Source organism: Streptomyces sp. (genome assembly GCF_031181705.1).
GTDB lineage: Bacteria > Actinomycetota > Actinomycetes > Streptomycetales > Streptomycetaceae > Streptomyces.
In genome coordinates this window covers 27,458-40,534 of sequence record NZ_JAPSKN010000036.1, presented here as the reverse complement: position 1 = coordinate 40,534, position 13,077 = coordinate 27,458, and the positions used below count along the sequence as shown (strand labels likewise).

The window sequence follows — 13,077 nt, the reverse complement described above, 5'->3', positions numbered from 1 at the left end:
GGGGCCGTCCCGTCGTCGTGCGGCTGCCGACAATCCGGGGTACTCGCCACGCAGTAGAGCCGGCGCCCGTGTCCACCCCGGGTACGAGATTTCTCGAGCCTTCCGGCGACCCCTGTGCTACCGTCGTTGTTGTTGCGGTTTTGGTTCCCAGAGACTTCGAGTGCTCTATCGACCTTTTGTCGACACGAGCACTCTTTTTTGTTTCCGAGGATTTTCGGATCTCTCCACAGGGTGATCATTTCAGCGACTACGGGTCCGCAAGGTGCGGGCCCTGAGTACTGCCCCTCAAGGGAGATTCATATGGCTACCGGCACCGTCAAGTGGTTCAACTCGGAAAAGGGCTTCGGCTTCATCGAGCAGGAGGGCGGCGGTCCCGACGTGTTCGCCCACTACTCGAACATCGCCACCTCCGGCTTCCGTGAGCTCCAGGAAGGCCAGAAGGTGACCTTCGACGTCACGCAGGGCCAGAAGGGCCCGCAGGCCGAGAACATCGTTCCCGCCTGACGCCGACGCGTCTTGCCCTGACCGGGGCCCGCACCCCTCGCGGTGCGGGCCTCGGCTCGTTTCCACTCACTCCGGCTCGCTCTTGCGAATCCTGCGGCTCTCCGGCGCCGTCGCGCATTCCCCGATACGTGCCGCATCGAGGAAGGTTCCCCATGGACCGCACGGCTCGCAGGAGCAACGGCTCCCCCCGCTCCCGCAACGGCGGGTTCCGGACCCGCAAGGCGGCAGGCCAGACCACCGCCTCCCGACCGGCGAACGGCGGCCACGGCGCCCGCCGTCCCGCCCCCGCCCGGGAGTTCGCACCGCCCGCCACGCTCACCCCGGCGCTGCCCGCCGTCGAGGCGTTCGCCGATCTGGACCTGCCGCCGCGGCTGCTGGCCGCGCTCGGCGCCGAGGGCCTGACCGAGCCGTTCCCGATCCAGGCGGCGACGCTGCCGAACTCGCTGGCCGGCCGGGACGTCCTGGGCCGCGGGCGCACCGGCTCGGGCAAGACCCTCGCCTTCGGTCTGGCCCTGCTGGCCCGCGTCGACGGGCAGCGGGCCGAGGCCCGGCAGCCCCTGGCGCTCGTCCTGGTGCCCACGCGGGAACTGGCCCAGCAGGTCACCGACGCCCTCACCCCGTTCGCCAAGGCGCTGCGGCTGCGGCTCGCGACGGTGGTCGGCGGGCTGCCGATCGGCCGTCAGGCGAACGCCCTGCGCGCCGGCGCCGAGGTCGTCGTCGCGACGCCCGGCCGGCTCAAGGACCTCCTGGACCGCGGCGACTGCCGGCTGGACCAGGTCGGCGTCACGGTGCTCGACGAGGCCGACCAGATGACCGACATGGGCTTCATGCCGCAGGTGACCGCCCTGCTCGACCAGGTGCGCCCCGGGGGGCAGCGGATGCTGTTCTCCGCCACCCTGGACCGCAACGTGGACCGGCTGGTGCGGGCGTATCTGCACGATCCCGTGGTGCACTCGGTCGACCCCTCCGCGGGCGCGGTCACCACGATGGAGCACCACCTGCTGCACGTGGAGGACGACGACAAGCACGCCACCACGACCCGGATCGCGGCCCGCGACGGACGCGTGATCATGTTCCTGGACACCAAGCACGCCGCCGACCGGCTGGCCAAGAAGCTGCTGGCGGTCGGGGTGCGCGCGATGGCCCTGCACGGCGGCAAGTCGCAGTCCCAGCGCACCCGGACCCTGGCCCGGTTCAAGGACGGCGACGTCACGGTCCTGGTGGCCACCAACGTCGCCGCCCGCGGCATCCACGTGGACAACCTCGACCTGGTCGTCAACGTGGATCCGCCCGCCGACCACAAGGACTACCTGCACCGGGGCGGCCGCACCGCGCGCGCCGGCGAGTCCGGCACCGTCGTCACGCTGGTCCTGCCGCACCAGCGGCGCGAGATGTCCCGGCTGATGAACGACGCGGGCATCACCCCGCAGGTCACCCGCGTGGCCCCGGGCGAGACGGAGCTGAGCCGCATCACGGGCGCGCGGGAGCCGTCGGGCGTGCCCGTCGTGCTCACCCCGCCCGCCGCCGAGAACCGCCCCGCCGGCCGCACCGGGTCCGCCGCGAGCGGCCGCCGGGGCAGGCCGTCCCGGGGCCGCCGCCGCTGACCGCCCCTGGGCGGCAGCACCGCCCCGGCGATGGCCGGGGCGGTCCGGCTCGGCCGTCGGGCGCCGTCGTGCCCCGCCCTCAGCGCCCCCTGCGTGCCGTGCTCTGCCGCACCACCAGCCGCGTCGGCACCAGCGTCGTGCCGTGCCCGCCCCCGGTGGACCCCCCGCCGCTCCCGTCCCGCATCTTGCTCAGCACTCCCTCCACACACAGCCGTCCCACCTCGGCGAAGTCCTGGTGGACGGTCGTCAGGGGCGGGAGGAAGGACGCCGACTCGGGGATGTCGTCGAAGCCGACGACACTGACGTCGTCCGGGACGCGGCGGCCCCGTTCGTGCAGGGCGCGGAGCAGGCCCAGGGCCATCTGGTCGTTGGCCGCGAAGACGGCCGTGCAGCCCGGCTCGTCGGCGAGCAGGAGGCCGGCGCGGTAGCCGGACTCCGCCGACCAGTCGCCGCGCACCGGGGGCGGCGGGGTGCGGCCCGCCTCGGTGAGCGTCGTCCGCCAGGCGTTGGCGCGGCGCTGCGCGGCGAAGGAGTCCTTTGGGCCCGCCAGGTGCCACACCGTCTCGTGGCCGAGGTCGAGGAGGTGGCGTACGGCGTCCCGCGCGCCGCCCGCCTGGTCGGTGTCGACGACGGTGTAGCGGTCGCCCGCGTCCGAGTCGGCCACCACGACCTGCACGCCCGGCGGGAGGGAGACCGTGGCCGCGTCGAGCAGGTGGATCTCCATGATGACGATCACGGCGTCCACGGCCAGTTCGCCCAGGCGGGAGAACGCGCCGTTCACCTCGTCCTGGGTGGGGACGGCCACGGGCAGCAGCGTGACGGCGTAGCCGTGCCCGGCCGCCGAGGTGGCGATGGCCTCCAGGGTGCGGATGTTGCCCATGGTGGAGAGGGAGAACGTGATCACCCCGAGGGTGCGGAACTCGCCGCGGCGCAGGGCCCGGGCCGCGCTGTTGGGCCGGTAGCCCAGTTCCCGCATGGCGGCCAGGACCTGGCGGCGGGTGTCCTCGGTGACCCCGGCGAAGCCGTTGGAGACGCGGGAGACCGTCTGGGAGGAGACCCCGGCGAGCTGGGCGACGTCCGCCATGGACGCGCCCTGGCGCGGCCGGGCAGCACGCCTTCTCGTACGGCTCGTGCCTCCCGGTTCGCTCTCCCCGTCCACCGTGCCCACCTGCCCCTCGCCGCGCGCCCGGCGCAATTTTCGGTCCGGAACGAGTCCTTGACCCCTGAGATTCGGACAGTGTAGACATCCCGCCAGTGGATGTTTACGTAAACATCGCCTAGTCGGAGTCGCACGAGAAGGCGTCGCACCACAGCAGAACCTCGCACCAGAACCCCGCACCGGTCGCACGAGCTGGAGTACTCGAGATGGCACACCGCACCCGCAAGCGAAGGCTCCTCGGGGCCCTCGGCGTCACCGCCGTGGCGACCGGAACCCTCCTGGCCACGACGACCCCGCCGGCCGCGCACGCCGAGCCGGCGGCCGGCCGGGCCGCCGTCGGGGTCACCGTCCGGCCGGACCCCTCCTACGCGGGGGAGAGGTTCGAGGGCTGGGGCACCAGCCTGGTCTGGTTCGCCAACGCCACCGGCGACTACCCGCCCGCGATACGCGAGAAGCTCTACCGGCTCCTCTTCGGCGACGAGGGACTGGCCCTGAACATCGCCCGCTACAACATCGGCGGCGGCAACGCCCCGGACGTGAAGGACTACCTGCGCGCGGGCGGCGCGGTCGAGGGCTGGTGGAAGGCCCCGGCGGGCACCACCCGCGAGGACGTCGACTGGTGGGACGCGGACGATCCGGGCGACTGGAACGAGCACGCGGACAAGACGCAGCGCTGGTGGGTCGACCGCATCAAGAAGGACGTCACCCGCTGGGAGACCTTCAGCAACTCCCCGCCCTGGTTCATGACCGAGAGCGGCTACGTCTCCGGCAACTTCGACGCCGGCGAGGACCAGCTGAAGCCCGGGTCCGTCGACGACTTCGCGAAGTACCTGGTGGGGGCGACCGAGCGGCTGGAGAAGGCGCACGGCATCAAGGTCGACACGCTCGACCCGTTCAACGAGCCGAACACGAACTACTGGGGCACCCGGCTCGGCCCGGACGGCGAGCCGGTCGGCGGCCGTCAGGAAGGCGCCCACATGGGCCCCGAGCTCCAGCAGAAGGTGCTGCGCGCCCTGGCCCCGGTGCTGGAGAAGTCCCGTTCGAAGGCGCAGATCTCCGCGATGGACGAGACGAACCCCGGCACCTTCGCCACCAACTGGAACTCCTACCCGCAGGAGGTCCGCGACCTGGTCGGCCAGATGAACGTCCACACCTACGGCACCGGCCAGCGCACCACCGTCCGGGACCTGGCCAAGGCGGCGGACAAGCCGCTGTGGATGAGCGAGGTCGAGGGCGACTGGGGCGACGGCCAGAGCTTCACGGACATGCGGCCCGGTCTCGGCCTCGCCCAGCGCATCGTCGACGACCTGCGCGAACTGGAGCCGAGGGCCTGGGTGTTCTGGCAGCCCGTCGAGGACCACGACAACATGAAGCCGGGCGGCGAGTCGGCGAAGGGCGGCAACTGGGGCGAGATCCAGCTGCCGTTCAGCTGCACCTCCGAGGACACCCTGGAGACCTGCCCGGTCCACACGAACACCAAGTTCGACACCGCCCGCAACTTCACGCATTTCATCAGGCCCGGCGACCGGCTGATCAGGACCGACGACACGTCCAGCACCGCCGCGGTCTCCCGCGAGGGCGACGCCGCGACCGTCGTGCACGTCAACAGCACCAGCGAGACGCGCGAAGTCACGCTCGACCTGTCGAAGTTCGGCCGTGTCTCCTCCCGCGCCACCGTCACTCCCGTGGTGACCAGCGCCGACGGCAAGCTGGACAGGCAGCGGCCGGTCCGTGTCACCGGCGAACGGGCCACTGTCGCCGTGCCCGCCCAGTCGGTGACGTCCTTCCTCGTCAAGGGCGTCTCGGGCGTCGCGAAGGACGCGGCGGAACTGCGCGCGGGCCACACGTACCGCCTCACCGGCGTGCAGAGCGGCAAGGACCTCGCGATCGCCGGCGACGGCACGGGCCTGGTCATCCGCGGCGCGTCGGCCGACCCGGCCGGCCGGCAGTGGACGGTGGAGCGCATCCGCGGCACCGGCAACCGCAAGCGCTACGTCCTCACCGAGTCCGCCTCCGACAAGCGCCTCGCCGTCCGCGGCGGCGCCCTGGTCGCCGAGCCGGACACGGGCCGCCGCGACAGGGCCGCCGAGTGGATCGCCTCCACGACCGGCGACGGCACCTGGACCCTCGTCAACGCGGCCACCGGCGGGCTCCCGGACGTCTCCGGCCAGTCCACGAACGAGAACGCCCCCGTGGGCGTCTGGCAGCCCAACTCGGGGGCGAATCAGCGCTGGAGGGTGACGGAGGTGACGGACCAGGTGTGCTGTTCCGACAGGTCGGTGACGCGGCTAGGGCCTGTCTGACAGGCCCTGGCGCCCGCGGGCCGTGCGGAACCGGTCCGTCGCCGCCACCACCGCCCCCGCCGAGGTGCTGCCGGCCAGCCCGTGCCCCTCGTCGCCGATCAGCACGAGCTCGGCGTCCGGCCACACCCGGGCCAGGTGCCATGCCACGTCCGGCGGCCCGCTGATGTCCATCCGGCCGTGGACGAGCACCCCGGGGATGCCGGCGAGCTTCCCGGCGTCGCGCAGCAGCGCCCCGTCCTCCAGGAACGCGGCGTGCCGCCAGTAGTGCGTGACCAGGCGGGCGAAGCGGAACCGGAAGCGCGGGTCCTCGAAGCGCGGGTCGGGCCGGTGCCCCGGGTGCGTCGACACGTGCACGTCCTCCCACCGGCACCACTCCCGCGCGGCCCGCTCCCGCACGGCCGGATCCGGGTCGGCGAGCATCCGGGCGTACGCGTCGACCAGACTCCCCTCGCGCTCCCCCTCCGGTACGGCGTCGCGGAACCGGGCCCACTCCTCGGGGAAGATCCGCCCCATGTCCCGCGTCACCCACTCCACCTCGCGGCGCGTGGTGTTGGTGACGCTGAACAGCACCAGCTCGGAGACGTGTGCGGGGTGCTGCTCGGCGTAGGCCAGGGCGAGGGTGACGCCCCAGGAGCCGCCCAGGACCAGCCACTCCTCGATGCCGAGGTGGAGCCGCAGCAGCTCGATGTCGGCGATCAGGTGCTGTGTGGTGTTGGCGGCGAGCGAGGTCTTCGGATCCGCCGCGTCGGGCGTGCTGCGCCCGCACCCGCGCTGGTCGAACAGCACCACGCGGTACGCCTCCGGGTCGAACAGCCGCCGCCAGGCCGGACCCGCGCCGGACCCCGGCCCGCCGTGCAGCACGAGCGCGGGCTTGCCGTCGGGGTTGCCGCAGGTCTCCCAGTGGACGAGGTTGCCGTCGCCCACGGCGAGCATGCCGTGGGCGTACGGCTCGGTGCGGTCGGCATAGAGCTCGGGCATGCCGGAATCCTGTCACGCGAGCCGAGAGCCGGGGTTCCGCGAGTGAACACCCGCACAACTACCGCCAGGTAGTGCGAAGATCACGTCCCAGGATGCCGACAATCCCGCCCCGGCCGCTCCCTGTGACCCGGCCCGGCTGGAGACTGCCTCCGACCGACGCGATCGACCGACCAGTCCGATCGACCGACCGACCGACCGAGGGCGCCGGGCCGACACCCGCGTGCCGAGGGGGAATCCACTCAGTGAGAACAACAGAACACGGCGGACGCCGGTCCGTCGCGCGCGCGACCGGACGTCTGCCCCGGCTGCGCGTCGCCCTCGCCGCCGCCGCGGCGCTCGCCGTATCCGCGGCCACCGCGCCCCAGGCGATGGCCGCCCAGCCCACCGCGACCGACCCGAAGCCGACCGTGCCGAGCCTGAACTGGGCCGACTGCCAGGGCGGGTTCGAGTGCGCGAACGCGCAGGTGCCGCTGGACTACCGCGACCCGCAGGGCAGGACCATCACCCTGGCGGTCGTCCGCAAGAAGGCCGCCGACCAGGGCGCCAAGAAGGGCACGCTCTTCCTCCAGCCCGGCGGCCCCGGCAACTCCGGCGTCGACTTCGTGCGCAACAACTACGCCGACCTGCCCGCCTCCCTGCGCGACAACTTCGACGTCTTCGGCTACGACGTGCGCGGTGTCGGCCGGAGTTCGCAGGTGGTGTGCTGGGACGACCCGACGTACACGCAGGCCGTCACCGCCGCCAAGGGCACCCCCGGGCCGGACGCCTACGAGCCCGCCGTGCGCCAGGCCGCCTCGTTCGTGCAGGGCTGCCAGGACAACGCGGGCGGTCTCGTGCCGTACGTGGGGACCGGGTACGTCGCCCGGGACGTCGACCTGCTGCGTCAGGCGCTCGGGGAGGAGCAACTGACGTACTACGGGAGGTCCTTCGGCAGTTACATCGGGACCGTCTACGCCGCCATGTACCCCGAGCGCGTGCGCGCCCTCGTGCTCGACGGCGGCTACGACCCGGAGCACTACGCGAACAAGCCGTACGCCTACGACCGGTCCCAGTACCTGGCGCTGGACGGCGCGATGGGCCGCTTCCTCGACTGGTGCAAGGCCGACCAGGCCACCTGCGGGTTCGGCGACGGCGACCCGCGGGGCGCGTTCGAGAAGCTCAAGGCCGACCTGGACGCCAACCCCGTGCCGGCCGCCAACGGCGGTCAGGCCAACGGCTACACCCTGGTCTACCGCCTGATGTTCAACATCAACGAGGGCAAGGTCATCTGGCCCTCCCTCGGCGAGGCCCTGCGCAAGGCGCAGCAACGCGACAACACCTCGTTCCTGCTGCGGCCCCCGTCCCCGGCCAGCTACGACTTCCTCAACCCGAACGTGGCCGTCGAGTGCGTCGACAAGGACTACCCGCGCGATGCGGCCCTGCTGAAGCGGCAGGTCACCCGGAACGCCGAACTTGCCCCGCTGCTGGGCCCGGCCATGGCGTACGGCCCGCCGACCTACGACCACCAGCACGCCACCGCCTGCGCGCAGTGGACCGGTGACAAGCCCAGCCGCTACGCCGGCTCCTTCCGCGCCAAGGGCTCCGCGCCGATCCTGGTCCTCGGCACGACCGGTGACCCGGACACCCCGTACCAGGACGCGGTGGCCCTGTCCCGCAAGCTCGACAACGGCCGGCTGCTGACCTTCAAGGCCGAGGGGCACACCGCCTTCGGCCGCAGCGCCTGCGCGACGGACGCCGTGACCGGCTACCTCGTCGACCTCGAGGTCCCGGCGCGCGGCACCACCTGCGCGGACGAGACCCAGCCGCCGTCCTCCACACCGAAGACGGCCCCCGCGGGCACGACCCTCGGTGAGCTGCGCAACGGCGTCAACGAGCGGCTCGACCGCATCGGCACCCTGCGCTGACCCTCCCGCCCCGGACCGCGGGCTCCCCAAACCGTCCTCAGCCTGCCGGCCCTCACGGGCACCGCCGTACTGATGGGCACGGGGCCCCGCGTTCGCGGACGGGGCGACGGCCCCGAGCGCCGGCAGGCGCGGGGGGCGTTCCGGATCAGCGGCTCCCGCCCGCCACCGGTGCGGCGTGGTGGGCGAGGAGCGGCGCCGGGTGAGAGGGTTTGCGGAACCTTTGCCCGTGGGCCGGGCGTTGGGAGGGTGTGCGCGCGCGAGCGGGTGCGTCCTTTGACGGTGACGAATACCGAGGTGACGGCAATGGCAGTGTGGGACCGGCTGAAGGATCAGGCCAAGGCTCTCCAGCAGGGTCAGTCCGGACACGGCGCGCCCGGGGGGCACAGCGGCGGGCACAGCGGCGGTTCGAGGTCCGGCGGGGGCGGCAAGGCCCAGTTGATCGGCCTGTTCAAGACGCAGCTCGGATCGCTGAAGAACGAGCTGAAGAGCGGTGCCTACCGGGACGCGAGCATGGCGATGTGCGCCCTGGTCGCGGCGGCCGACGGGCAGGTGGACGCCTCCGAGCGCCAGCAGGTCGAATCGATGATCCTGAGCAACGACGTGCTGCAGAACTTCCCGCCGGAGCAGTTGCGCCAGCGCTTCGGCAAGCACGTGGACCAGCTGACGACGAACTTCCAGCACGGCAAGGCGGAGGCGATGCAGGAGATCGCCAAGGCCGCCAAGAAGCCCAACGAGGCGCGGGCCGTGATCCAGACCGGCATGGTGATCGCCGGTGCCGACGGCCACTTCTCGCAGGCCGAGGCGCAGGTCCTGCGCGAGGCCTGCGCGGCGCTCGGGCTGTCTCCGGCGGAGTTCCAGCTCTGATTCAGCGGGCGCGCAGGGCGTCCACGGCCAGGCGGGCCGTCGTGCCGATGACGGCGTCGGCGGCGGGCAGGAGCGCGGAGGTGCGGGCCGTGCGGGTGAAGACGGCGACGGCGTAGCGGCCCCCGTCGGGGTACTCGACGACGCCGACCTCGTTGCGCACGGTCGGCAGGCTGCCCGTCTTGCCCGCCACGTGCACGTCGTCGAAGGGGAAGCCCGAGGCCAGCCGGTGCGGCCACACCTGCAGTCCCAGGACCCGGCGGATGGCCGCGCCGTGCTCCGGCGGGCACGCCTCGTCGCGCCAGACGGCGGCGAGCAGCCGGGTCATGTCGCGCGGGGTGCTGCGGTTGGTGCGGGCCGGGTCGAGCGCGCGGAGCCGGGTGACGACGTGCGGGTCGGCCAGCGCCCCCGCGCCGCCGGGACCGGCGTCCTCCCTGATGGTGGCGAGCAGCTCGCCGAAGGTGTGGACGGCGTACGTGTGCGCCAGGCCGAGGCGGGCCGTGGCGCGGTTGACGGCGTCGAGACCGACCCGCGCCAGCAGCAGGTCGGCGGCGGCGTTGTCGCTGACGGACATCATCAGGAAGGCGAGGTCCCGCAGGGACAGCCGGGCGCCGTCGAGCATCGCGGCGAGCCCCGTAGGACCGGTGGTGCGCCCCTGCGGCGGGCACTCGACCTGCTCGGTGAGGTCCAGCAGCCCCTCGGCCGCCCGCTGGTGCAGGGCGACCAGCAGACACAGCTTGTGGACGCTGGCGGTGCACACCGGCTGGTCGGCGCCGGCGTCGAGCTGCGCGCCGGAGTCGATGTCCACGGCGTGCAGCCGGCCGGTGACCCCGGCGTCGGCGAAGGCCCTGTGGATGCGGGCGAGGACGTCGGTCACAGCCAGTACTCCGAGGCCGGGCGCAGATGGAGCGGGCGGGAGGGCAGGTCGGGGGTGGCGCCGGCGGTGCCGCGCAACGCGCTCGCGGCGGCCTCGGCGAACGCGCCGACGGCGGCGTCGCCCCGCCCGCCGGGCCAGGCGACGGAGTGCCGCAGCGCGAGCGGGGCACCGGTGAGGGGGCGCCACACGACACCGCTGTCCGCTCCCGGGGGCGCGTCGCGCTCCGCGTCGCCGTGCGCGTCCCGCGGGCTGAGGGCGACCGCCCGGGCCGACAGCACCAGGCCGCGCACGAAGCCGGCGCCCTGGGCGTGGCGTACGGCGGGCGGGGTGTAGCCGTTGCGGGCGCAGGTGGTCAGCAGGTCGTCGTAGACGGCGGGCGCGGCCGTGCGGGGGAAGAGGATCAGGTCGTGGCCGGTGAGGGAGGCGAGCGGGACCTCGGCCAGCCCGGCCGCGGCCGCGTCGCCGGGCAGCAGCACGCCCAGTTCGCGGCGGAGCACCGGGCCCAGCTCCAGCCCGGAGACGTCGCAGGGGTGGTGGATGAGCCCGACGTCCAGTTCGTGCGCGGCGAACCGCTCCAGCTGCTGGGCGGTGGACAGTTCGTGCAGCTCCAGTTCCAGGCCGGCGGCGCCCTCGGCGAACGCCGTGAGCAGCGCGGCGATCGTCTCGCCGGAGACGTCCGGGGGCAGGGCGGCCCGCAGCAGCCCGGTCTCGCCGTCACGGATGCGGCGCGCGGTGGCCAGCAGCGCCTCGGAGCGGGCGAGCACCTCGCGGGCCTCGGCCAGCAGCAGCGTCCCCGCCTCGGTGATGGTCACCTGCCGGCTGGTGCGTTCGAAGAGCCGGACACCGAGGTGCCGCTCCAGGCGCTGGATGCGCTGGGACAGCGGCGGCTGTGCCATGCCGAGCCGGGCGGCGGCACGGCCGAAGTGTGACTCTTCTGCAACAGCCACGAAGCACTCCAGGTGCCGCACCAGGTCCACGAGCAGCGATCATATCGACTGGATATTGATCCGACACCGATACCGGTCTTGGACAGGATGCCGGACCACTGCTGTCCTCGGCACATGGACACTCACACCGACCACACGGGCGTCGTCACCGGCGGACCCGGACCGCGCCGCAGGGGCCCGCGGGCCGTCGTCGCCGGGGCGGTGGTGCTGGCCGCCGTCGCGGGTGGGGCGTACGCGGCCGGTCTCGGGCCCTTCGAGCGGGACACCGGGCCCGATCCGGAGGCCGGGAAGCTGGCCCGCGCGTTCCTGGCCGACTGGGCCGCCGGCCGCGTGCCCGACGCGGCGGGCCGCACGACCAGCCCGGCAACGGCGCGGCGGGTGCTGGACAGCTTCACCACCGGGCTCGACATCGGCGAACCGAAGCTCACGGCCGGGTCCGCGACCGAGACCGGGGACGGCGCGGTCACCGTGCCCTTCACCGCCCGGATGCCCGTCACCGGTCTGGGCACCTGGACCTACGAGTCGAAGCTGCCGCTGCGCGAGCAGGGCGACGGCACCTGGAAGGTGGACTGGACGCTGTCCCTCGTCCACCCGCGGCTGAGCGACACGGAGAAGTTCCGCCTGGAGCGGGAGGAGACGAAGCCCCCCGAGGTGAAGGACCGCGACGGAGCCACCCTGTCCGCCGCAGACCACCCCTCGCTGGCGCCGCTGATGACCCGGCTCGCCGGGGGCGACGGCGCGGCGACCGGGGCGCGGGGCGCGATCCGCCTGGTCGACCGGGCCACCGGGGAGGTGGAGCGCACGGAGGCCACCTTCGGCGCGAAGACGGTCCGGGCGGACCGGGGCCCGGTCGCCACGACCCTCGACGCCGACTGGCAGTCCGCCGCGGAGCAGGCCCTCGCCGCCCACGCCGACGGCAAGAACGCCGCGCTGGTCGCGCTGCGCATCGACGACGGCGAGATCCTGGCCGTGGCCAACTCCCCGGCGTCCGGCTTCAACCGCGCGCTCTCCGGCACCTACGCGCCCGGTTCCACCTGGAAGATCGTCACCAGCAGCGCCCTGCTGCTGAAGGACGCCGTCGCGCCGGACGACGTGGTGGACTGTCCCAAGTACCTCACGGTGGGCAAGAGGTTCCAGAACGTGGAGCTGTCCGCGCATCCGGGCGCGACGTTCCGCAAGGACTTCACGGAGTCGTGCAACACCGCGTTCATCAGCCTGCGCGACCGGCTCGACGACGGGGAGCTCGGCGAGGTGGCCCGCGAGTACTTCGGGGTCGGGCAGGAGTGGCACGTCGGGGCGCCCACGTACGACGGCTCGGTGCCGGTGCCGAAGGACGAGACGGAGAAGGCCGCGTCGATGATCGGGCAGGGCCGCGTGCAGGCCAACCCGCTGATCATGGCGTCCGTGACGGCGACGGCCGTGTCCGGCACGTTCCACCAGCCCTCGCTCACCGCCGGCACCGAGGACACGACCGACACGACCCCGCTGCCCGGGGGCGTCGTCACGCAGTTGCGCGCGATGCTGCGGGCCACGGTCACCGACGGCACCGCGAAGGTCCTCGCCGGCCTGCCCGGCGAGGTCGGCGCGAAGACCGGCACCGCCGAGGTCTCCGACGACCAGGACAACAACGGCTGGCTCGTCGCACACCGGGGCAACGTGGCCGTCGCCTGCGTCGTCGAGGAGGGCGTCACCGGCGGCGGCTCGGCCGGACCGATCGTCCGGGGCCTGCTGGCCGCGGTGCCCGGCGACCCGGAATGAGCGGAGCGGAGCCCCGGGCCCGCCGGCTCCCGGGAAGGCCGCTCGCAACCGGCCCCTGCCCGAGAACCGCGACTGCCACGCCCGGACCGGCTGCCCCCCGGCGCCATGGCCCCGCCCGTGCCGCGCCCACACCGGCTGCCGAGCCGGCCCCAGAAGCCGCAGGGCCGCGGCTCCCCGACCCG

General features: G+C 73.4%; 10 protein-coding genes. 6 read left to right on the top strand and 4 right to left on the bottom strand.

Features of this window, described 5'->3' with window-relative positions:
* The first annotated feature begins 300 nt into the window (after positions 1 to 300).
* The gene (locus RIN80_RS10355; RefSeq protein WP_003991681.1) at positions 301 to 504 is read left to right on the top strand and encodes a cold-shock protein; all 204 of its coding nucleotides are present in this window, start codon (positions 301 to 303) and stop codon (positions 502 to 504) included.
* A gap of 152 nt (positions 505 to 656) precedes the next feature.
* The gene (locus RIN80_RS10350) at positions 657 to 2,108 is read left to right on the top strand and encodes a DEAD/DEAH box helicase (protein ID WP_309095236.1); all 1,452 of its coding nucleotides are present in this window, start codon (positions 657 to 659) and stop codon (positions 2,106 to 2,108) included.
* Between the two features lie 79 nt (positions 2,109 to 2,187).
* Here RIN80_RS10350 and RIN80_RS10345 read toward each other — a convergent pair whose 3' ends face one another.
* On the bottom strand, positions 2,188 to 3,192 hold the full coding sequence (locus tag RIN80_RS10345) for a LacI family DNA-binding transcriptional regulator (RefSeq protein ID WP_309095235.1): 1,005 nt from the start codon (positions 3,190 to 3,192) through the stop codon (positions 2,188 to 2,190).
* Positions 3,193 to 3,473: 281 nt separating this feature from the next.
* Between RIN80_RS10345 and RIN80_RS10340 the strand changes: the two genes are divergently transcribed.
* The gene (locus tag RIN80_RS10340; protein WP_309095234.1) at positions 3,474 to 5,570 is read left to right on the top strand and encodes an RICIN domain-containing protein; all 2,097 of its coding nucleotides are present in this window, start codon (positions 3,474 to 3,476) and stop codon (positions 5,568 to 5,570) included.
* On the opposite strand, the gene pip is transcribed toward RIN80_RS10340, so the two are convergent.
* On the bottom strand, positions 5,556 to 6,548 hold the full coding sequence (pip, locus tag RIN80_RS10335) for a prolyl aminopeptidase (RefSeq protein WP_309095233.1): 993 nt from the start codon (positions 6,546 to 6,548) through the stop codon (positions 5,556 to 5,558). The genes RIN80_RS10340 and pip overlap by 15 nt on opposite strands.
* 368 nt (positions 6,549 to 6,916) lie before the next feature.
* On the opposite strand from pip, the gene RIN80_RS10330 reads away from it, so the two are divergent.
* Entirely contained in the window at positions 6,917 to 8,452 is a 1,536-nt protein-coding gene (locus tag RIN80_RS10330; RefSeq protein ID WP_309095239.1) for an alpha/beta hydrolase, read from the top strand.
* Between the two features lie 303 nt (positions 8,453 to 8,755).
* Positions 8,756 to 9,316 carry a TerB family tellurite resistance protein gene (locus RIN80_RS10325; protein WP_309095232.1) on the top strand — a complete coding sequence of 187 codons (561 nt, stop codon included), beginning with the start codon at positions 8,756 to 8,758 and terminating at the stop codon, positions 9,314 to 9,316.
* A gap of 1 nt (position 9,317) precedes the next feature.
* Here the strand turns inward: RIN80_RS10325 and RIN80_RS10320 are convergent, their stop codons facing one another.
* Both RIN80_RS10320 and RIN80_RS10315 read right to left on the bottom strand, forming a co-directional pair.
* Positions 9,318 to 10,190 carry a serine hydrolase gene (locus RIN80_RS10320; RefSeq protein WP_309095231.1) on the bottom strand — a complete coding sequence of 291 codons (873 nt, stop codon included), beginning with the start codon at positions 10,188 to 10,190 and terminating at the stop codon, positions 9,318 to 9,320.
* Positions 10,187 to 11,137: a LysR substrate-binding domain-containing protein gene (locus RIN80_RS10315; protein WP_309095230.1), complete on the bottom strand. Its 951-nt coding sequence runs from the start codon at positions 11,135 to 11,137 to the stop codon at positions 10,187 to 10,189. The genes RIN80_RS10320 and RIN80_RS10315 overlap by 4 nt, the downstream gene beginning before the upstream one ends.
* A gap of 114 nt (positions 11,138 to 11,251) precedes the next feature.
* On the opposite strand from RIN80_RS10315, the gene RIN80_RS10310 reads away from it, so the two are divergent.
* Complete coding sequence (locus tag RIN80_RS10310) at positions 11,252 to 12,895, top strand: penicillin-binding transpeptidase domain-containing protein (RefSeq protein WP_309095229.1); 1,644 nt, start codon at positions 11,252 to 11,254, stop codon at positions 12,893 to 12,895.
* Positions 12,896 to 13,077: the final 182 nt, after the last annotated feature.